Genomic DNA, 20,666 nt, shown 5'->3' on the forward strand with positions numbered 1-20,666 from the left:
GCAAATTTGTTGTTAAACTTTTGAGAAAAATCTTTCAAAACGTCGCCTAAGTATTAATTAATAATAGACTTTTAGCAACTTTTGCCCTGCTTAAAAGCACCCAACTAACTAACCTTTTTTGATTTCTCATTCGTTATTTTGACCGATATCACAGCTTGGACCATTAAGTCTATTCGTCAAAAAAACACATAATTTCAAATATTCAGTAATGACAAATAAGAATAATAGATCTATCAAACTGCAATTTGTAAAAAAAAAAGCCGGGTTACCGGCTTTTTTTTACACTATTAAAAACTATCTTACCTTCCCAGTACAATATTCAGAACCCTACGCAACGGCTCTGCAGCTCCCCACAATAACTGGTCACCTACAGTAAAGGCACTAATGTACTGCGGACCCATGGAGAGTTTGCGAATACGCCCGACAGGTACGGACAGAGTACCATTAACAGCAGTCGGCGTAAGTCCATGCATAGTAGCCTCTTTTTCATTGGGAATAACCTTAACCCAATCATTAGCACCTGCCAGAATAGCTTCGATGTCCGCAACAGGCAGATCCTTTTTGAGTTTGATGGTCAACGCCTGGGAGTGGCAGCGCATGGCACCAATCCGAACACACAAACCATCAACAGGAATCGGATCAGCACTACGTCCCAGGATTTTGTTAGTCTCCGCCTGACCTTTCCATTCTTCTTTGCTCTGACCATTATCAAGCTGGGCATCAATCCAGGGAATCAGACTACCTGCCAATGGCACTCCAAACTGGTCAGCCGGAAAATCAGCAGAACGGGCCTTGGCTGACACTTTACGGTCGATTTCAAGAATAGCAGAAGCAGGATCTGCCAGCAGGTCGGCCACTTCTGAATTTATCAACCCCATCTGATTAATCAATTCGCGCATATGGCGTGCACCGCCACCAGAAGCAGCCTGATATGTCATCGGCGAAATCCACTCGATCAAGTCCTGATCAAATAGTCCACCTAAGGCCATCATCATCAGACTGACCGTGCAATTACCACCGATATAATCTTTAACCCCCGACGCAAGAGCATCATCAATCACTTTACGATTGACCGGATCGAGCACAATGACTGTACCTTCTGCCATCCTCAATGCAGATGCAGCATCAATCCAATATCCCTGCCAACCGGACTGACGCAAAGCAGGATGGATAGACTTGGTATAATCCCCACCCTGACAGGAAATAATGATATCCATCTGTGCCAGTGCTTCCACACTGTTTGCATCCTGCAAAGTCGCTCCGGCACCGGCTTCCTCGGGAGCCGCCTCACCTGTCTGAGAGGTACTGAAAAACGTAACATCCAAGCCATCGAGATCACGCTCTTCACGCATCCTGCCCATCAATACCGAGCCGACCATTCCACGCCAGCCCACAAGACCGAGTTTTTTCATTCTGTACACTTCCTAAAGTTTATAAATTCATTTTGACAGTGCCGCCACAACCGCATCACCCATTTCCGAAGTGGTAACCTTTGTGGTTCCTTCAGACCATATATCCGGGGTTCGCAACCCTTGATCCAGCACATCAGACACTGCCTCTTCGATTGCATCGGCAGCGCTAGAAAACCCAAGACTATATCGATACATCATGGCCACAGATAAAATAGTAGCCAACGGGTTGGCAATACCCTGCCCCGCAATATCGGGTGCACTGCCGTGAATGGGCTCGTACATCCCTTTACCTTGCGCATCAAGAGAGGCTGACGGCAACATCCCAATTGAACCTGTCAGCATGGAAGCGCAGTCAGACAAAATATCGCCGAACATATTGCCGGTAACCATGACATCAAACTGTTTAGGATTACGTACCAGCTGCATCGCAGCGTTATCCACATACATATGGCTCAGCTCGACATCCGGATAGTCTTTGGCGACCTCCTCCATCACTTCACGCCACAGCACGGTTACTTCAAGCACATTAGCTTTATCAACCGAACACACTCTGTTATTGCGTTTGCGAGCAGCTTCAAAAGCAACACGGGCAATACGGCGAATTTCCGATTCACTATAAACATACGTATTGAACCCCTGACGCTCACCGTCAACTTCTCTGACCCCCCGAGGCTGGCCAAAATAGATACCCCCTGTCAGCTCTCGGACGATTAAGATATCCAACCCGGCAACCACCTCAGGCTTCAGGGTCGACGCTGATGCCAGTTGCGGAAAAAGAATAGCAGGACGAAGATTACCAAATAGAGTCAGGTTAGAGCGCAACCCAAGTAATCCCTTTTCCGGACGTAGAGCCATTTCATTTTTATCCCATTTGGGACCACCAACTGCACCCAATAAAATGGCATCACTGGCTTTGGCAAGATCAAGAGTCTGCTCCGGCAATGGAGAACCATGGGCATCCAGCGCAGCCCCCCCCACTAGCGCAGTTTCCATTTCCAACTGAAGCGCAAAACGCTTTTGAGTGACAGAAACGACTTTGGTGGCCTCTGCAATGATTTCAGGACCAATACCATCTCCAGGTAAAATCAGAATTTTTTTAGCCATATCTCTCTCACTGTCCAGCATCTGCAAATAACCAAGGGGTTATCGATTTCATCTTACTTTCATATTGTTTTATGGACTCAGCGTCCTGAAGCGTCAGGCCGATATCATCCAATCCATTCAACAGGCAATATTTCCGAAATTCATCAACATCAAAGGCCAATTCAGAATCATCAGGCCTGATAATCAGCTGCCGCTGCAAATCAACCTTCAGTTCGTAACCTTCGTTACTTTTAATGTCGCTGATGAGTTGCCGGACAACCTCAACAGGCTGGACAATTGGCAACAATCCATTTTTAAAACAGTTGTTGAAGAAGATATCAGCAAAACTCGGGGCAATGATGACCTTAAACCCATAGTCATCGAGCGCCCACGGAGCATGCTCACGGGACGAACCACAACCAAAATTTTCACCCGCCACCAGAACCTGAGCCCCCTGATAACGCTGCTGATTTAGCACGAAATCCGGATTTAGCGGTCGTTGACTACAGTCCATCCCAGGCTGTCCTTCGTCGAGATAACGCTGCTCATCGAACAGATTGGGACCAAAACCGGAACGCTTGATCGATTTTAAGAATTGCTTTGGAATGATCATGTCAGTATCAATATTGGCCCGCTCCATCGGCACCGCAATCCCACTGAATATTTCAAATTTACGCATCAGTCATGACCTCTCTTACATCAACAAAATGTCCCGCAACTGCAGCGGCGGCAGCCATGGCCGGGCTGACCAGGTGGGTCCTGCCTCCCCATCCCTGACGTCCTTCAAAATTGCGGTTGGAAGTTGAGGCACAGTGTTCTCCAGCCCCCAACTTATCAGCATTCATGGCCAGACACATGGAACATCCAGGTTCACGCCACTCCATTCCTGCCTCGATAAAGACTTTATCCAGCCCTTCAGCTTCTGCTTGGGCCTTCACCACCCCTGAACCCGGCACAACCAAAGCCTGCTTGACAGAATCAGCCACTTTTTTCCCCTTGATCACTCTGGCAGCTTCACGCAGGTCCTCAATTCTGGAGTTCGTACAACTACCAATAAACACGCGATCAGGCCTGATGGATGTAATCGCCTGGTTCGGCTGCAACCCCATATATTCTAAAGCCCGGGTAATAGCCTGCTTACGCGCGTCATCGACTTCATCAGCAGGATCAGGCACATTTGCACTGACCGGGAGTACCATCTCGGGAGAGGTTCCCCAGGTCACCTGAGGCAAAATATCTTCGGCACTGATCTCCACCACCCGATCAAACACTGCGTCGTTATCAGATACCAATTCACGCCAGGACGCTTCAGCCAACATCCATTGCTCGCCTTTGGGTGCATAAGGACGATTTTTGACATATTCAAGGGTAATATCATCAACAGAGACCATGCCGGCTCGCGCACCTGCCTCAATCGCCATGTTACAAATGGTCATACGGCCTTCCATGGAAAGACTGTGAATAGCGCTACCGCCAAACTCAATGGCATAACCAGTACCACCTGCGGTACCAATCACACCTATAATATGAAGGACCACATCTTTGGCCGTTACCCATGGCGATAACTGACCATCGACACGCACCAGCATATTCTTCATTTTCTTTTGAATCAGACACTGCGTCGCCAACACATGCTCCACTTCAGAGGTACCAATTCCATGTGCCAGTGCAGCGAATGCACCATGAGTGGATGTATGAGAATCCCCACAAACAACAGTCATACCTGGAAGTGTTGCGCCTTGCTCTGGTCCGACCACATGAACGATACCTTGACGCTCATCACCCATTTTAAATTCAGTGATATTAAAAAGACTGCAATTTTCATCCAGGGTTTGGACCTGAATTTTGGAAGTCGGGTCAGCAATACCATCGATACCCGCTTTACGCTCTTCCACTGTGGTAGGGACATTGTGATCTGGCGTTGCCAGGTTAGCCTGCAGGCGCCAGGGAGCACGCCCTGCCAACCTAAGACCTTCAAATGCTTGCGGTGAAGTCACCTCATGCAGCAGATGCCGGTCAATATAGATTAACGCAGTACCATCTTCTCTCTCTTTGACAACATGAGAGTCCCATAATTTGTCGTATAGGGTTTTGCCAGTCACAAGTCATTTCCTATCAAAAAATTGTTGTCTGAATCACCAACACATTCTAGGATTAATCAACAGATAAAACAAATTCATAAAATTTATAAATTTCATTACTTTTGGTAATCAATAAGACAAACAATGGATACTCAAGCGCTCATGGCATTTTTGGCGGTCGTGGAAACCGGATCATTTTCGGAAGCAGCTCATCGCCTGCACTTAACGCAACCTGCAATCTCCAAACGGATTCGATCACTGGAGAATCAGGTCAATGCACGACTATTTGACCGGGTAGGACGGGAGGTTCTGCTAACAGAGGCCGGCCGTGCATTGATCCCTTCTGCGGAACGCATTGCCCAGGAAATACGTGAAGCCCGCCAGATTGTCGGCAACCTGGCTCACAATGTCGGCGGCCGTTTGTCAATGGCCATCAGTCACCATATTGGCTTATACCGACTGCCAGCTACCCTCAAGAGCTTCATCAGCAGCCACGCTGATGTCGAGCTGGATCTGCACTTCCTTGAATCAGAGCGTGCTTATCAATCAGTCATCAATCGTGACATCGAGCTGGCATTCGTAACGCTGCCCAATCATTTGGACAAAGTGCTGGTCGGAGAATTAATCTGGCATGACTCTTTGGTGTTTGTGGTTGGAAAGGATCATATGCTGGCACGCAAAAAGTCGGTACGCCTGAATGAGCTGTGTTACGCCAATGCTTTACTGCCAGAGCTGGAAACCTTTACCTACCAGATTGTCAAAGCGCTATTCGATCAGCACAAACTGCCACTACGCACCTCTCTGCCCATCAATTTCCTTGAGACCATCAAAGTGATGGTCTCGGTGGGATTCGGCTGGAGTGTTCTACCACGCACAATGGTGGATGACAGCTTGGTGATCTTAGAGGTTGAAAACGTGGCATTGTCCCGAAAACTAGGATACATCCGCCACAGAAATCGGACACTCAGCAATGCTGCTCAGGCATTTTTGACTGAACTGGATAGAAATCTGGCGAAAACATAAGATCCATATATCGCAGCAAAGCCCAAAAGCCCGTACAAATGAGCATCCTGTGCCACGCGGGCATGAATGAAACTGGCAATCATGGAGTCAGAATAAAACGGTGTCTGCTCCCAGATAATCTTGCTGGTAATTGCCAGAACAGCAATATAGCGGATTATTAACGAATAGAATGGACTAAAGATCAACGCCAGACACAGCAGCCCATAAAGCACTCCGGAAAGCCCGGTATAACCCCACAGCTGCGGGTCAAACCAATAAATCCCTAATCCAACCAACAGTGCCAGAAAACAGAAAACCAAGACTCCCTGCCACTGCCCCAACCAAGGCGGACAAACATAAAAAACAATACTGAAACCAAACAAATTCAGCATCCAGTGCTGCCAGTTGAGGTGAACAAGATGACAGGTCAACAAACGCCAGAGCTGCCCATTATCTATGGCGTCACGCTGAAAACTCAACATCATCTGCACTGATTCCGGTGCAGCAGCGATTGCCGTGATGAGAACGAATAGAACAACCAGAAACCAACGTTGCCACAAAAATTCAAAAATACTGTTAACCAAGCCAACGGTCCTCAACCGGATATGAAATAGTGATCCCCTGGAACAGGAACCCCTCAGATCACAGGTTGCATGGAAATGACCATTGCACAATCAAACGTGACGAGATCTACCTCCAGTCCTGTAACCTATCACCAACACTACCACGAGCACACCTGGGAATACACTGAAGGAACCACTGGCACTTTGATCATCGGTTGAACTGCGAACATTCTGACTGAAACTAAAATCAGCATTCGGACCAAAATACACCCTCACCCCTAAGTCTTCCCCGTCATACGTCAGGCTGGAAGGTGTTGAGTCAGGCCCGAACTCATAAACAAGCTCTTCGCCTGGAAACGGATCGCCGGCATCACCAGAATTACGATTGTTGTCCAGATCAAACATGCCATCTGCAGACTCAATATCAATCAGCTTATGAGCTTCATCATCATTATTGTTCTTACGATTGTCGACATGAGAAATCAGCATACCACTACCAGGCAACCCCGCATCAAAAGAGCTATCATCACGCTGCTCAAGATACAAAGCCTCATAGCTGGAAAGCCTGATTTTGACATACTGGCCTGGCTGTAAAAGGATGTTCTTATCAGCATCATCTGCACTGACTTCGTCACCAAATCCGGTTTGCTCACGACTCCAGGCTAGCATTCTGGCCGGACTGTCTCCCAGCTTACCGTGAGCGGTGTTCCAAACCCCCGCTCCCATTAATCCCCAGGAGCCGATACCTTGTGAAGAGCCATCGCGATCATATAAATCAGGCAGATTGAAAACCAAGTGCCCGAGCTCATGAGCAATAATGCCTATCGTGGCAGAGTGATTTCCATGGAGCTCACCAACAACGACATAAGACCCCAGTGTCACACCGTCACTGGTCACTCCAGCATAACTCTGGTGCGCCCAAATATTTGGACGAGGAGCAGACGCACCGCCGTAGGCATTTTCGTAACCAGCCACAACAAACACCAAAGCCAGCTCCTGAGCGCTCACCCGGCCATCACTATTGCTATCATAAAGACTGAAATCTACAGATGAAGACAAGGCGGCCAAAGCCGTTTTAATCAATGTTTTGGCCGCCGCAAAGTCCGATCCACTGTCCGGATGATTCATGCCCAGGCTAACATGCCTGGAGCCCGCATCAATAAAGGAGAACCGATTGTTTGAAGTCCATTGATAATAAGAGCTTACACTTCCCTCTTCCCCAAACATGGTTTGCTGCCAGTCAGACTGGGCCGTTGAGAAAGCTTGATTACTGAAATCAACCATCACCATCATCAGAGGAACCTGTGAAGGAATACTGTTGCTCGTTGACCGAACCAGGCTAGATCGGCCAAGCAATTCCACCTGATTACTGGTCCAGACAGGCGTACTGCGTTCACTAAGCGCATCATTTACGGCTGGAACAACAGCCAGTGAAGGCAACGAGGCCACTAAAACCATCAAAATAATAGAAAACCGAACCACACTGCTCATACATCCGCACTTAAATTCACTACTGCAATGGTCACTATCTAAGTGCATTCATAAGCATGTCGTCGCGGGAAGTAACTATTCAAAACGACAATGTTATTTTCGTCGAAAAACCGTCATAAAACAGAATTTCAAAATGACATTTATTTGTCACACTTTGTAGAAATGAGAACTAGCCAAAGTTTCGACAGAAAACTCACATGTATTTAAGAAAAAGTCGACAAATTGAGTTTCAATTGTTGTGATACTAGATAGAAACAACAACTAAAGATTGCTAATAACTGAGCTGGATACCATGAAACTGATTAAGCGAATGAAACGAGGATTACTGGGCTTGCTGATATCAACGATCCCGATTTATGCGCCCAATGCCTTAGCGGATGCTGAGGTTATTATTTCCAGCACCATTTACCAGGAATACACTGTGACCGATGAGCAGGGCAACCTCTCTGCACAAAGAACAGAGGCAGCATCAGTTCACCAGGGAGATGAACTGATACTTGTTATTACTGTGGAAAATCGAGGTAGCGACGATGCAGTTAATATTAACGTCGATAATCCAGTTCCTAACGGAACCACTTATGTTGGCTTCAGCCAATCAAAAAATGCATCTGTTTATCTGGTTTCGAATAATGGCGAAGATTATTTTCCGGAATACACTCTGTTTAATACCGAATTACAGCCTCAGGATATCCGTTTTTTACGCTGGACGATCGAACACCTGGAAGCAAATGATCTGCAACAGCTGGAATTCAAGGTAACAGTAAATTAAACCGGCAACCCAGTACTATCCATTACTTTACGGAGTATAAAACTGGAATGAACGCCGCTAACCCCCTCTATCCGGGTGATTTTTTCCAGCAGCAACTCCTGATAAGCATCCATATCCCTGACTACAACCTTCAGCTGATAGTCCGCTTCATGCCCTGTAATCAGTAGACATTCGAGCACTTCGGGAAGTGTCGTAATCTTTGCCTCAAAATTCACAAACCGTTCGGGAGTATGACGATCCATAGAAATATGGACCAATGCCATCAGCGTCAACCCCAGTTTTTTGGCATCCAACATAGCCCGATAACCGGTGATTAACCCATCTTCCTCCAATGCCCGGACCCGGCGTAAACAAGGTGATGGTGACAAACCTATTGACTCCGCCAACTCCTGATTACTGAGTCGGCCATTATTCTGCAACAGTTCCAGGATATGGCGATCATAACGATCCAAAGGCATAGCATTTCACCCCAAAATAACAACCCGACATAATATGCTAAAGATTATCTTATTTAAGACATAAAATACCAACATAGATATTAAACAAACAAATTTTCGCAAGCACCTGCCAAAGCAATCACATTATAATTTCTTTCATCCGGTGACAGTCCCACACTTTCTGGTTTACCCAACTGGCAAGTGAGCATCATCAGCCTCACAAAGACTGACTGGGACTCTCCGGCCGCTTTCGCTATAAATATCCCCCTGCCATTGCATTTTTGTTTTCCACCTGTATTATTCCGCGCCCTTTTTATGCAGGCTGGAGACCAACATGTCACTGTGCGGACTGGATTTCGGTACCTCAAATTCAACCATCGGTGTGATCCAACATGATCAAGCGGTAATGGTACCGCTCGAGCAACATCCGATCACTTCGAACCCTGAAACCGCCTTACCAAGTGCCTTGTTTTTCGACTTTCACAGCGATGAAATATCTTTTGGTCGCAAAGCGATAGAGTCTTACACCAGCGGTCACTTTGGTCGTTTGTTGCGCTCTATGAAAAGTATTCTGGGATCCAGCCAGATGGAAGAAGGCACTCAGATCAAGACTCGTAAATATCTGTTTAGCGAAATCATCGCTTTCTTTCTAACCAATATGAAAGAACGTGCGGAAAACTTCTGCCAACAGGATATCGATTCCGTTGTGCTTGGACGCCCAGTCCATTTTAACGACCACAATGCCGAACTGGATCGTTTGGCGGAAGAGAAACTACGTTCTATCGCCGCATCCATTGGCTTTAAAAACATCTCCTTTCAGCATGAGCCGATTGCAGCAGCCCACGATTACGAGCAACAAATCGAGCGGGAGGAAATCGCCCTGATCATCGATATGGGCGGTGGTACATCTGACTTCACTATTTTCAGGTTATCACCATCCCTGAAAAACAAACCAGACCGTCAGGATGACATTCTGGCCAATCATGGTATCCATATAGGCGGCACCGATTTTGACCGCCACCTAAGCCTGGCAACCGTTATGGACCAGTTTGGCATGCATGTTCAATATAAGGATAAGCCTGGCGTGGAAATGCCGAAGCATTTCTATGTCGACTTGGCCACATGGCATCGTATTCACCTGCTGTATAGCCGGGAAACCTTATGGGGCCTCCAGGATCTTAGGCTGCGAATGGCGGAAACCCGTCCTATTGATCGACTGCTACAACTGATTAAACAAAAAGATGGCCACCGTTTGGCCGCTTTGGTGGAACAGGCCAAAATCGATCTGTCTGCTTTACCTCAGACAGAAATTCCTCTGGCCTTTCTGGAAGAATCCCCTTCATTATCATGCCAGGTCACCGGACACCAGCTGTCAGATGCAATCGATCATGACCTGCAACGTGTGTTTCAGGCAATAAACGAGACCTTAAGTCAGGCTAGGCTCAAACCGGGAGACATCACCACCATTTTTACAACTGGTGGATCTACCGCTTTACACGCGGTAGATCATTACATTCGCTCACACTTTCCAAAGGCAACATGTGTTCAAGGGGATCTTTTTAACAGTGTAGGCAAGGGACTGGTACTGGAGGCACAGCGACGTTATTGCTGACAAATAGCGCTTCTGCAATTTCGGGTAATTTCCTTGCCCTTTGAGCTGAACGCTATACTATAGATCCGGTTTTTAACTCTGTTAACGGGGAAACTCTTTACCGCCGATAATAGTAGCATTATTGTCATTTCCCGAGAAAGCCAGTCATCTTTAAATGGCTGCGGGGGCTATTTCAGGTAAGGTCCCGAAAATGTTTCCAGGCTCGCATGTAGATTAGGGCTAATTGTTTTAAAGCATGAAACTTAAACAAAAACTAAAGAAAACAAAAAAAGTTGTCAGCGATAATCAGGAAACCGACCGCTTTCCCATTACACCGGAATACAACAGCCGTACGATAGCCTACCTGACGATTTCAGCCAGTGCCGTCACTGGAGTGTATACTGGTTATCTATCCAACCTCTATATTTTGATGGTTGTACTGGCACTGGTTTACCCCCATCTGGCCAAATTTCTAACAGCCCCGATACGGGAGAAATATACCACTCAAGTGGTTTACACGCTGATTCTCTTTGATGCCGTTATGTATGGCGCTGTGACTGTGCTACTTGGTGCCTCTCCTATACCGACGATGCTTCTGGCAATCATGGCCAATGCATCGTTTATTACCACAGGCAGAGCTTTCTCCTACATTTTCTGCTTATTCTTTATGGCAGCGGGAGCACTGGCTACATTTTATCTGATACCCAACCAGCTTCAGATCATGGGCAGCTCGCCCGATGCCATGGCTTATGTGTTCGCCATCGGGGTGGGTATTTATGTTGGCGTTACAGCCTACTACAACCATAAACAGTCACGTATGCTGCTTGCTGCGAAAAACCAGATGCAGCAGCGAAATGAACAATATCGCCGGTTATCTCAAAAACTCTCCAAATATCTCAGCCCTCAGGTCTGGCAAACCATCTTTTCCGGCAAGAAAGATGTCAAGCTGGAGACTCATCGGAAGAAACTGGTAATCTTCTTTTCCGATATACAAGGTTTCACTGCATTATCAGAAGAAATCGAGCCGGAAACCTTGACGGATATTCTGAACCGTTATCTCACCGATATGTCCAAGATTGCTCTGAAACATGGCGGTACCATCGACAAATTCATTGGTGATGCCATCATGGTCTTTTTTGGTGACCCGGAATCGAAGGGCATGAAAAAGGACACCGAGGCCTGCGTATCCATGGCCATCGAAATGCGTCGGCACATGAAGGTCCTCCGCCAGAGATGGCGGGCTCAAGGCCTGAAAACACCATTGGAAATTCGCATGGGCATCAACACAGGCTACGCCACTGTCGGTAATTTCGGTGCTGAATCCCGTATGGATTACACCATCATTGGCAAAGAAGTGAATCTCGCCGCCCGACTGGAAAGTGCTGCTGATGCAGGGGAAATCCTGATTTCCTACGAAACCTACAGCCTGGTCAAAGACATCATATTGTGTCGGGAAAAAGGTCAGATTCACGCCAAAGGTTTCAGCCGTCCAGTGCCCATTTACCAAGTCGTCGATTTTCGCCGTGACCTTGGCTCCCAACAATCGTTCACTGAGTACGAGTTTGACGGTTTTTCAATGCATCTGGATCTGGAGAAGGTTAAAAACTACGAGAAAGACAGAATTGTCTCGGCGCTGGAAAAAGCAGGAAAACTGTTGAAAGAAAAACTGTTGTAGAAGCCGGCATTACACCGGCTTTCTCAAACAAAACCACTGTTCTATTGTCTCAGCAACCTGAGATTGTCGGATGTTACAGGATGCATTGACCGAACTGGATTGATATCAAGCCCTCCCCTGCGAACATATCGGGCACTCACTTTCAACTTGGTCGGCTGGCTAAGTTTCAATATATCCAAGAACATCCGCTCCACGCAATGTTCATGAAACTCAGTATGTTGTCGAAACGAGACCACATATCTCAGGAAACTCTCGGGGCAGATCCGCGGGCCAGCGTAACTGACAACCACACTTCCCCAATCAGGCTGACCGGTCACCGGGCAATTGGATTTCATCAGATGGCTGACCAGGGTTTCACTGACCACATCATCCGGTGAAATTTTCAGTAACTGAGGATCAGCTGTGGAGTAGACATCAATATCCACATCCAGCTCATCCACACAACTGCCCTCAACCGTATGTATTTTCCCAAACGGCTGTAATGCATTTTCCAGTGTTAAAACATTAACCTTGACCTCAGCACCTGCAGCTTGGCTCAAATCTTTTTCAATGGTAGCAGTGACCGAACCAATATCATCAAAGCGTGTTTGATTGAATGAGTTCAGATACAACTTCAACGATTTGGATTCAATCAAGCAGGGCGATTGCGCAGGAATAGTGAATTGCCCAACCGCAACCACCGGCTTGCCTTTGTTATTGAGCCAGGACAACTCCCAGGCATTCCAAACATCATAACCATGGAATGTTAACTCCGACGCTTCGACATTCAGAGTTGAACGATTATTCGCTCGGGCAATTGGAAATAATAAAGAAGGGTCATACTGGTCAGTATATAACGATGTTTTACCTAACGGTGCATCTGTCAAATCAGCCATTTTCGATATCCTAGTTCCGTAATCCATAACCGCGATTCAACAACACCCACGCCCATGCATATAGCACAACCGTGAACAACAGGATCATCAGATAAGCAACATAAATATTGATATCGCTCACCCCCAGAATGCCAAAACGAAATGCATTGACCATGTACAGTATCGGATTCAATTTAGACGCCATCTGCCAGAAGTCCGGCAACAGGGAAATCGAATAAAATACACCTCCCAGATACGTTAAAGGAGTCAAAATAAATGTCGGTATAATAGAGATATCATCAAAGGTCCGGGCAAATATGGCATTGATAAACCCACCAATGGAGAAAAGTATCGACGTCAAAGTTACCGTAGAAACAATTACAAACATGTTATGGACATGCAAACTGGTGAAATAAAGCGACAGCACAGTTACGATCAGCCCTACCAGTAACCCACGGCACATGCCTCCGATGATAAAGCCCAGCAGAATCGTATTATTGGAAACGGGTGATACCAACAACTCCTCGATACTTTTCTGGAATTTATTGCTAAAAAATGATGACGACACATTGCCATAAGAATTGGTAATGACAGACATCATGATCAGTCCGGGAACGATATACTTCATGTAATCGAATCCCCCCATATCACCGATCCGGGAACCGACGAGATTGCCAAAAATAATGAAGTACAGCACCATCGTGATCGCAGGAGGCAACAGGGTTTGCTGCCAGATTCTCATGAAACGACGAACTTCTTTGGTGACGATGGTTTGAAATGCGACCCAATTCTCCTTCATGCCTGGCTGCCTCCGTTTTTATTGATTAAATCCACGAATACTTCTTCCAATCGATTGTTTTTCGGACGCACGCTGGCAATTTCAACACCAGCTGCAGTGACTCCGGCAAGAACCGCATTCAATGACTGCTCTTTCTCAAGATCAAATTCAATCAGTGATGGTTCGGACTGGCGTATTGAAAACTGGTCAATGACGGCCGGAGGCAATTGCTTGGGTTGTTTAAAGTCCATTACAAAGGTGGTTTTATTTAAGAGCAGCAACAACTCTTTGGCTGAGGTGTTGATGGCTATTTCCCCCTTGTTAATGATCGCAATATTCCGACAAAGACTTTCAGCTTCTTCAAGATAATGGGTAGTCAGGATAATCGTTGTACCCTGTTGATTGAGTTCCCGCAGAAAATCCCACATGGTCCGCCGAATCTCAATATCCACGCCAGCGGTCGGTTCGTCTAAAATCAGCAACCTGGGATCATGAACCAATGCCCGGGCAATCATTAACCGGCGTTTCATTCCACCGGACAAAGCTCTGGCCGGCTCGGAACGCTTATCCCATAAATCCAGCTGTCGAAGCCATTTCTCCACTTTTGGACTGGCCTCTTTACGGGTCAGGCCATAGTAGCCTGCCTGCTGCATGACAATGTCGTAGACTTTTTCAAAATGATTAAAGTTGAATTCCTGAGGTACAACCCCAAGGTTTCTTTTCACCTCATTACGCTGATTGTCCAGATCATAACCATAAACAGAGACCTCACCAGAGGTTTTGTTAACAAGAGATGAGACAATACCAAGAGTGGTCGACTTACCAGCCCCATTCGGGCCCAGCAAAGCAAAAAAATCTCCTGATTGGACCGTAAGATCGATACCTTTCAGAGCTTGAAATCCGTTATCGTAAACCTTACGGAGATTCTGAATACTAAGAGCTGCTGTCATTGATAAACTCGCGCGCTAAAACAAGCGCCTATAGATTGGGTAGGAAGCATACAATTTCAACCGAGGTTTGCATGAAAGTACTCATTACCGGTGGAACCGGATTTATTGGCTCAGCCCTGACTCAAAAATGGATCAAGGAAGGGCACCATGTGACAATTTTGACGCGTCAGCAATTAACCAGTCGTGAAACAATCAGATATGTGTCTGCCTTGGATGACATCAATAACGAAGAAGTGTTCGATGTCGTGGTAAATCTGGCGGGCTATTCATTGTTTCAACGTCCCTGGACTAAATCGGTAAAACAAAAAATAACCAACTCCCGTATTGTCACCACCAAAGCATTAGTCGCGTTGAATCAACGATTACAACACCCTTTTGGCATACTGATCAGTGGTTCCGCTGTTGGTATTTATGGTGACCAGCATAACCACTGGCTCCCGGAAGATTCCCACCATGGACAACATTTTGGCGCATTGCTATGCGAGCAATGGGAACAGGAAGCACTACAGGCCGAACACCAGGGTACCCGAGTCTGCCTGATTAGAACCGGCATTGTCTTGGGCCACGGCGGTGCACTGCAACGGATGCAGACAGCCGCACGGTGTGGAGTCATCAGCCCTATCGGATCAGGCCAACAATACTGGCCCTGGATTGATATTGACGACGAGGTCAACGCGATTGATTTTCTCACCCAACATCCACAGCTGTCAGGAGCGTTTAACCTGTGCTCCCCCAACCCGGTCACCAATAGCGAATTTACCAACATCCTGGCCGGTGCGATGAACCGCAAAGTCCGCCTGCCGGCCGTACCCGCCTGGATTCTGAAAACCATGACCCTCGGAGCCGGCCAATTACTGATCGACAGTCAGCGGGTAGCCCCCAGTCAACTATTGGGAGCCGGATTCAAGTTCCAATATGAAGACCTGACTGACAGTCTATTACGCTACTGTCGTTAAAGCCCGCAGTTTCAGGACGTTTTCAATATAAGACCGTATTGCTTCTTTCAGGCCAATGTCGTGATGAAAACGCTCGGACATATACCAGCGATGTTCCAATAATTCGTGGTAAAGTTCTGCCGGATCCAATCCACCACGAAGATCCTCTGGTATGGCATCAATGGCCGGTTGATAGATTTCAGTCAACCATTTGAATGCAGCCACTTCTCTGGGAATGTGGTAATCGTACTCACGATTGATCCGGGCCCGGTACTGATGCAAATCGTTCAACAACCGCTTAGCCTGATTCTCCTGAACATCCAACCCCGTTAGACTCTGCAGTTTACGGCGATGATGCCAAGGCTCCACAACGTTTACGGTCATCTTCACTTTTTTCCCGGACTCCAAAGTATTGATTTCCATTTCCTCGACGTTGTAGCCCAGGTCATTCAGGCGTCGAATTCGTTTTTCCACTTCATGCTGCGCAGCAGTATCAAATACTTCATCACGCGTCAGCTCATCCCATAACGTGTTATACCGCTCCACCAGAAAATCAGTCAGATCTATAGGATCCATATTCAGGGGTAACAATCCAGCAGCCTGAAGATCCATCAAATCACCCGCAATATTGGTATGAGCGAGTTCGAGATCGTACTCACGTCGATGTCGTGTCATATCCGGTACAAATGAAGCTGTTTCAGCATCCACAAGATAAGCTGCCATCAACCCGGCATCACGTTTAAACAGCGCATTTGATAAAGAACAGTCGCCCCAGTAAAAACCACTCAAATGCAGTTTTACCAGCAAGTCGGCCAGCGCATCCAGCATCAGGTTCAGTTGATAACGATCAATTCCATTTTCGATGATGACCCGATATGGAAGAGTCCCACGCAAATATTCAGTGATCAGCAATGCCCGATCACTCATATCGAAATACTCTTCAAGCCACGAAACCTTTGGAACCTCCTTATCCCGGTCGCTAATCAGACCAACAGCTTCCACTACCGGTAAACCACGCTCTTCCAGCTCTTTCAACATGCTGTATTCATGTTCTGCCACCTTACGGGACAATTCCTTCAAAGCATAAACACGATTCTTATGGCTGATAAACTTAACGACATTCCGGTGGATACCGTGTGCCACTTTCACAAAATGCTGTGCCGGCCACTGAGTCAAATGTAAGGACCACGGCAAGCTGAGATCCGTAAGATAATGGCCGGGGGAGGATAATTGAAACTTCATATACAGTCCTGATCAAACACGGCTGACACACCGAAAACCGTTAATTAAAGCAAAAAAATAAACTAATCCCTATTTTAGTTCACACTTCATAATTAAACCCATGTCCACACCTCAAATTATCTATGAAAATTTTTGAATACGGAAAACATCAGGAGTATGGGTACTGAACTAAAGCTTATAAAAACCGGGTGGGGATAGAAGCAAATATACAGACACAAAAAAACCGGGGGCTCCCCCGGTTTCTCAGTTGAAATGCTTGATATTAGAGTCTGTTTTCAGTTTCAGCATCAAAGATATGAATTTTAGAAGTGTTCACATCCATTTCGACAGCATCCCCTGGGGTAGGAATTTTATGAGCATCCATTTTAGAAATGATCTGATGTTCTACGCCATCAACTCGCAAATGCGCTACCACTTCATGACCAAGAGTCTCAATAATTTCCACAGTACCGTTTAACTTGGCAGTGGTAACCCAGTCATGCTCGTCCTCAGGGCGAACATGCTCAGGACGAAACCCAACAACCACTTTTTTGCCCTTGTAGTTACTGACGGATGCTTTCCAGTCGTCCGGTACGGTAATAGTCAATGAGGGGTGGGTAATCGTCTGGCCATCATCAGAAACCGTCATGGTCAGAATATTCATGTTTGGAGTACCGATGAACTGTGCCACAAAAACATTGGCCGGGGTATCGTATAACTCCAGCGGGCTACCAACCTGTCTCAACTCCCCATCGTGTAATACCGCAATACGATCACCCATGGTCATCGCTTCGACCTGATCGTGCGTAACATATACAGACGTAATACCGAGACGCTTCTGCAGCTTACCGATCTCTGCACGCATTTGCACACGAAGTTCTGCATCAAGGTTTGACAATGGTTCGTCAAACAGGAAAACAGATGGTTTACGGACAATAGCTCGTCCCAGTGCAACCCGTTGACGTTGACCACCAGACAGTGCTTTAGGCTTACGGTCAAGCAAGTGAGACAATCCTAGAGTTTCAGCCGCTTCGTTAACAAGGCGATCAATTTCTTCGGAAGGCATTTTACGCAGACGCAAACCAAAGGCGATATTTTCGCGAACAGACATATGCGGATACAAAGCGTAGCTCTGAAATACCATGGCAACATCTCGATCTTTCGGGTGAACATTGTTGACAACACGGTCACCAATATACAACTCACCATCGGACACTTCTTCAAGACCAGCAATCATCCGCAGAGTGGTCGACTTACCACACCCGGAGGGACCCACCAGCACCATGAATTCTTTGTCCTGAATTTCGAGGTTTAGATTCTTAATGATATTAACATCGCCATAACTTTTAACGACATTATCAAATTTAATACTCGCCATGATATTTCACTCTTTGTTGTTATTTCAAAATGGAATAAAACGCGGAAAAAGCTCCTGCGCATATGATGTCAGGCTACAAAAAACCCTCTGTTTAAAGGGTTAGGAACCTCAGAACTTCAAGTCTACGGCTTTTAGCTACAGCTCGGCAAGCTTGAAACCATGAGACCGTTAGATCTATTGATCCGATACCTGTTTTCGAGTGTCAGATATCTGCCAACAGAAATTTTTGATTTGTTCATCTGCAAACAATTGTTGAACACTGACAGACAGTTTGCGACGCCAGTTCGGGTATTCGGTACTGGTTCCCGGCACATTAACCGGTTCCGTCATCAGCATCAGATCTTCCAATTGCAGTGCAACCAGTTGTGAATATCCGGAACTAAGATAACGGTGAATTGCGAGGTTTAAATCCATATTCATCTCGACAATTTCGTCAGCCTGCCCTGGATATTCGGCCGGTAAAAAACCGCGCTCATGCAATGCATTAAAGATCTGCTGTCGGGCCCAGGCACGGGTGGCATATTCGTGCCGGACAACCTCGTCATTTTCGAATAACTGCAGACGCTCCCTAAGCCTCAAATCTTCATAGTTCCAATAAGCAGCCAATGTCGGCATATCATGATTCACAACAATGGCCAGGGCATTCCGTGCATACTCTTCGGGTCGTTTACAGCCATGCCCGGAAATTTCAAAAATAAACACTTTATTCGAATAAAGTCCGGCTGCCGGAAAAGCCTGCTGCACTTCGACGGGAACAGTGCCAAGATCTTCAGCAATGATCATGCATTGATTGCGCTGGCTCTCCAGCAACAGGATGCCGAGCATGTCTTCAAACGGATAGTGAATATAGGCCCCTTCAGCCGCAGTCTCTCCGGGAGGGCACCACCACAGACGAAAGAGCGCCATCGCATGATCAATTCTTAGTGCGCTACAGGCACGCATATTATTGCGTACCAACGTAATAAACGGCTGATACCTTTCATTCCGGAGCGCAACAGGATCCATAGGAGGCAACCCCCAATTCTGGCCTAAAGGCCCAAGTGCATCGGGTGGAGCACCAATACTGATCTGTTGACGGAATGCTTCCGGATTGGACCAGACTTCCGCACCGCCCCGGTCAGCACCAACAGCAAGATCCCGATACAACCCCAGCCCCATTGATGCTGCTTTCGCGACCTCATCAGCCCGTTGTAATTGCTCATCACTGATAAACTGCAGATACTGATAAAAGAGAACCTCCTCTGCATGAGACTCTGAAAATTCTTTCACTTCAGCTGAATGAATATCGTGAAACATTTCGGGCCACGATGCCCATCCGATCGCAGCTGGATCCTGCTGATTAAAATATTCAGAGAGCGCTTCAAACAGACAATGTTGAAACAACGGCAACCCTCCCTCATCCAGGAATTTCTCGAATGACAGAAAGCGCTCCGTGTTGCGATTGACGTGATGATCCTGAAACGTTTGAAACAACAACCTGAAAGCATGCTGTTTCAACTGAGCCACCCGGGAATAGGGGATCATTTTTTCAGCTCTCAACTGTGCCAGCTCCGACTGAATATCGGGACTGTGATACCAGTTCTGTAGCTCAGCATTATCCGAAAATTCAGACACCTTCAGAACATCAACATACAAAGGGTTAAGAAAATTCCGGTTGGAAGGGCTATAAGGACTGACATGTTCGGCGTTGACAGGATATAGCGCGTGGATAGGGTTCAGACCGACAAAACCGGCTCCCACGGATGCCAGTGCCTGAATCAGCTCTATCAGATCAGAAAAATCACCAACACCCCAATTGTTCTCACTGCGCAACGAATACAACTGAATGGCTGTACCCCAAATTTTTTCATTACTCTGCAAACGATCGTTCACATAACCTACGGAGGGAGTTACCACCAACATCACCGAAACAGTGCCGGTCGAATAAGTGAGTTCAAGAGAGTGATAGCCCGGCACAATATCCTGTGGTAGCTGAATCCTTCGCTCCTCAATCAGGGTTCCATTCATTTCATGTGACTGTAGCAACGGTAATTGCTGAAACTGACACTCCGGCAAGTTCGCCACTTCACCAGATTCTAGTACCAGAGATATACCAAGAGCCTCTTCGCTGCCAGCTGGCAGCCGGACTTTCATATCAGCACTCAAATGTGGTCTCAATACCACCACCGGGTCGCAGGGGTGTAACCAGTATTGACGCTGTAGCTTTGTAATCGCACGCTGAACCGCCTCGTCGGAGGAACAATCTATGCCGGTTGCCGCTATCAAATGAAGCATCCGCTGTGGACTGATCTCCGCAGTCTGACCCTTATAGTCGGTGTATGTCCTCTTAAACCCAAGCAGCGATGCCAGTTGCCAAGTCAATTCTTCCGAGTTGTTCACATGAAAACTCTTTTAGCAGATGAATTATTTAACAGCTTGTCATTTTCCGTAACAACATCTGACAAAC

18 protein-coding genes are annotated in these 20,666 nt (G+C 46.7%); 5 read left to right on the forward strand and 13 right to left on the reverse strand.

The genetic code is table 11. From position 1 onward, the window contains the following. Positions 1-299: 299 nt before the first annotated feature. From asd to leuC, 4 genes are read right to left on the reverse strand one after another with little or no spacing between them, the layout of a single operon-like run. Positions 300-1,412 (reverse strand): aspartate-semialdehyde dehydrogenase, encoded by a 1,113-nt coding sequence (asd, locus tag ACQY6I_RS24470; RefSeq protein ID WP_428244295.1) that lies wholly within the window; start codon positions 1,410-1,412, stop codon positions 300-302. Between the two features lie 27 nt (positions 1,413-1,439). Next, entirely contained in the window at positions 1,440-2,516 is a 1,077-nt protein-coding gene (gene leuB, locus ACQY6I_RS24475) for a 3-isopropylmalate dehydrogenase (protein ID WP_428244296.1), read from the reverse strand. Positions 2,517-2,523: 7 nt separating this feature from the next. Beyond that, positions 2,524-3,174 carry a 3-isopropylmalate dehydratase small subunit gene (leuD, locus tag ACQY6I_RS24480; RefSeq protein ID WP_428244298.1) on the reverse strand — a complete coding sequence of 217 codons (651 nt, stop codon included), beginning with the start codon at positions 3,172-3,174 and terminating at the stop codon, positions 2,524-2,526. After that, positions 3,167-4,597 carry a 3-isopropylmalate dehydratase large subunit gene (leuC, locus tag ACQY6I_RS24485; protein WP_428244299.1) on the reverse strand — a complete coding sequence of 477 codons (1,431 nt, stop codon included), beginning with the start codon at positions 4,595-4,597 and terminating at the stop codon, positions 3,167-3,169. The genes leuD and leuC overlap by 8 nt, the downstream gene beginning before the upstream one ends. 123 nt (positions 4,598-4,720) lie before the next feature. Between leuC and ACQY6I_RS24490 the strand changes: the two genes are divergently transcribed. Then, on the forward strand, positions 4,721-5,599 hold the full coding sequence (locus ACQY6I_RS24490; RefSeq protein WP_428244300.1) for a LysR family transcriptional regulator: 879 nt from the start codon (positions 4,721-4,723) through the stop codon (positions 5,597-5,599). On the opposite strand, the gene rrtA is transcribed toward ACQY6I_RS24490, so the two are convergent. Continuing rightward, a complete protein-coding gene (gene rrtA / locus ACQY6I_RS24495) occupies positions 5,554-6,162 on the reverse strand; it encodes a rhombosortase (RefSeq protein WP_428244302.1) in 609 nt (202 codons plus the stop codon). The two genes, ACQY6I_RS24490 and rrtA, sit on opposite strands and share 46 nt — an antisense overlap. A 90-nt stretch (positions 6,163-6,252) precedes the next feature. Next, entirely contained in the window at positions 6,253-7,632 is a 1,380-nt protein-coding gene (locus ACQY6I_RS24500) for a M6 family metalloprotease domain-containing protein (RefSeq protein ID WP_428244303.1), read from the reverse strand. A 292-nt stretch (positions 7,633-7,924) separates the two neighbouring features. Here ACQY6I_RS24500 and ACQY6I_RS24505 point away from each other — a divergent pair, with 292 nt between their 5' ends. Next, the gene (locus ACQY6I_RS24505) at positions 7,925-8,401 is read left to right on the forward strand and encodes a hypothetical protein (RefSeq protein ID WP_428244304.1); all 477 of its coding nucleotides are present in this window, start codon (positions 7,925-7,927) and stop codon (positions 8,399-8,401) included. Here ACQY6I_RS24505 and ACQY6I_RS24510 read toward each other — a convergent pair. Then, positions 8,398-8,859: an Lrp/AsnC family transcriptional regulator gene (locus ACQY6I_RS24510; RefSeq protein ID WP_428244305.1), complete on the reverse strand. Its 462-nt coding sequence runs from the start codon at positions 8,857-8,859 to the stop codon at positions 8,398-8,400. The two genes, ACQY6I_RS24505 and ACQY6I_RS24510, sit on opposite strands and share 4 nt — an antisense overlap. Before the next feature lie 313 nt (positions 8,860-9,172). Between ACQY6I_RS24510 and ACQY6I_RS24515 the strand changes: the two genes are divergently transcribed. After that, positions 9,173-10,450 carry an Hsp70 family protein gene (locus ACQY6I_RS24515; RefSeq protein ID WP_428244307.1) on the forward strand — a complete coding sequence of 426 codons (1,278 nt, stop codon included), beginning with the start codon at positions 9,173-9,175 and terminating at the stop codon, positions 10,448-10,450. A 235-nt stretch (positions 10,451-10,685) separates the two neighbouring features. Beyond that, positions 10,686-12,104 (forward strand): adenylate/guanylate cyclase domain-containing protein, encoded by a 1,419-nt coding sequence (locus ACQY6I_RS24520; protein WP_428244308.1) that lies wholly within the window; start codon positions 10,686-10,688, stop codon positions 12,102-12,104. Between the two features lie 41 nt (positions 12,105-12,145). Here the strand turns inward: ACQY6I_RS24520 and queF are convergent, their stop codons facing one another. From queF to ACQY6I_RS24535, 3 genes are read right to left on the reverse strand one after another with little or no spacing between them, the layout of a single operon-like run. Beyond that, positions 12,146-12,979, reverse strand: coding sequence for an NADPH-dependent 7-cyano-7-deazaguanine reductase QueF (gene queF, locus ACQY6I_RS24525; RefSeq protein ID WP_428244310.1), 834 nt, complete (start codon positions 12,977-12,979; stop codon positions 12,146-12,148). A gap of 10 nt (positions 12,980-12,989) precedes the next feature. Continuing rightward, positions 12,990-13,757 (reverse strand): ABC transporter permease, encoded by a 768-nt coding sequence (locus tag ACQY6I_RS24530; protein ID WP_428244311.1) that lies wholly within the window; start codon positions 13,755-13,757, stop codon positions 12,990-12,992. Next, positions 13,754-14,686 carry an ABC transporter ATP-binding protein gene (locus tag ACQY6I_RS24535; protein WP_428244313.1) on the reverse strand — a complete coding sequence of 311 codons (933 nt, stop codon included), beginning with the start codon at positions 14,684-14,686 and terminating at the stop codon, positions 13,754-13,756. Before ACQY6I_RS24535 ends, ACQY6I_RS24530 begins: the two co-directional genes overlap by 4 nt. Positions 14,687-14,757: 71 nt before the next feature. Between ACQY6I_RS24535 and ACQY6I_RS24540 the strand changes: the two genes are divergently transcribed. Further along, entirely contained in the window at positions 14,758-15,642 is an 885-nt protein-coding gene (locus tag ACQY6I_RS24540) for a TIGR01777 family oxidoreductase (RefSeq protein WP_428244314.1), read from the forward strand. Here the strand turns inward: ACQY6I_RS24540 and ACQY6I_RS24545 are convergent. The 3 genes from ACQY6I_RS24545 to malQ form a co-directional block, all read right to left on the reverse strand. Beyond that, positions 15,625-16,863 (reverse strand): DUF4032 domain-containing protein, encoded by a 1,239-nt coding sequence (locus tag ACQY6I_RS24545; protein WP_428244315.1) that lies wholly within the window; start codon positions 16,861-16,863, stop codon positions 15,625-15,627. The two genes, ACQY6I_RS24540 and ACQY6I_RS24545, sit on opposite strands and share 18 nt — an antisense overlap. A 262-nt stretch (positions 16,864-17,125) precedes the next feature. After that, a complete protein-coding gene (locus ACQY6I_RS24550) occupies positions 17,126-18,220 on the reverse strand; it encodes an ABC transporter ATP-binding protein (RefSeq protein WP_428244316.1) in 1,095 nt (364 codons plus the stop codon). A gap of 174 nt (positions 18,221-18,394) precedes the next feature. Beyond that, on the reverse strand, positions 18,395-20,599 hold the full coding sequence (gene malQ / locus ACQY6I_RS24555) for a 4-alpha-glucanotransferase (protein WP_428244318.1): 2,205 nt from the start codon (positions 20,597-20,599) through the stop codon (positions 18,395-18,397). Positions 20,600-20,666: the final 67 nt, after the last annotated feature.

It is taken from the genome of Gynuella sp., assembly GCF_050297175.1.
In the GTDB taxonomy this organism is placed as follows: Bacteria; Pseudomonadota; Gammaproteobacteria; order Pseudomonadales; family Natronospirillaceae; genus Gynuella.

Excerpts from the sequence above, each read along its gene's own strand:
- ACQY6I_RS24545 (WP_428244315.1), bottom strand. The coding sequence starts at position 16,863 with ATGAAGTTTCAATTATCCTCCCCCGGCCATTATCTTACGGATCTCAGC.
- ACQY6I_RS24520 (WP_428244308.1), top strand. The coding sequence starts at position 10,686 with ATGAAACTTAAACAAAAACTAAAGAAAACAAAAAAAGTTGTCAGCGAT.
- leuD (WP_428244298.1), bottom strand. The coding sequence starts at position 3,174 with ATGCGTAAATTTGAAATATTCAGTGGGATTGCGGTGCCGATGGAGCGG.
- ACQY6I_RS24490 (WP_428244300.1), top strand. The coding sequence starts at position 4,721 with ATGGATACTCAAGCGCTCATGGCATTTTTGGCGGTCGTGGAAACCGGA.
- asd (WP_428244295.1), bottom strand. The coding sequence starts at position 1,412 with ATGAAAAAACTCGGTCTTGTGGGCTGGCGTGGAATGGTCGGCTCGGTA.
- ACQY6I_RS24550 (WP_428244316.1), bottom strand. The coding sequence starts at position 18,220 with ATGGCGAGTATTAAATTTGATAATGTCGTTAAAAGTTATGGCGATGTT.
- queF (WP_428244310.1), bottom strand. The coding sequence starts at position 12,979 with ATGGCTGATTTGACAGATGCACCGTTAGGTAAAACATCGTTATATACT.
- ACQY6I_RS24530 (WP_428244311.1), bottom strand. The coding sequence starts at position 13,757 with ATGAAGGAGAATTGGGTCGCATTTCAAACCATCGTCACCAAAGAAGTT.
- ACQY6I_RS24515 (WP_428244307.1), top strand. The coding sequence starts at position 9,173 with ATGTCACTGTGCGGACTGGATTTCGGTACCTCAAATTCAACCATCGGT.
- ACQY6I_RS24510 (WP_428244305.1), bottom strand. The coding sequence starts at position 8,859 with ATGCCTTTGGATCGTTATGATCGCCATATCCTGGAACTGTTGCAGAAT.
- ACQY6I_RS24535 (WP_428244313.1), bottom strand. The coding sequence starts at position 14,686 with ATGACAGCAGCTCTTAGTATTCAGAATCTCCGTAAGGTTTACGATAAC.
- ACQY6I_RS24505 (WP_428244304.1), top strand. The coding sequence starts at position 7,925 with ATGAAACTGATTAAGCGAATGAAACGAGGATTACTGGGCTTGCTGATA.
- ACQY6I_RS24540 (WP_428244314.1), top strand. The coding sequence starts at position 14,758 with ATGAAAGTACTCATTACCGGTGGAACCGGATTTATTGGCTCAGCCCTG.
- leuB (WP_428244296.1), bottom strand. The coding sequence starts at position 2,516 with ATGGCTAAAAAAATTCTGATTTTACCTGGAGATGGTATTGGTCCTGAA.
- ACQY6I_RS24500 (WP_428244303.1), bottom strand. The coding sequence starts at position 7,632 with ATGAGCAGTGTGGTTCGGTTTTCTATTATTTTGATGGTTTTAGTGGCC.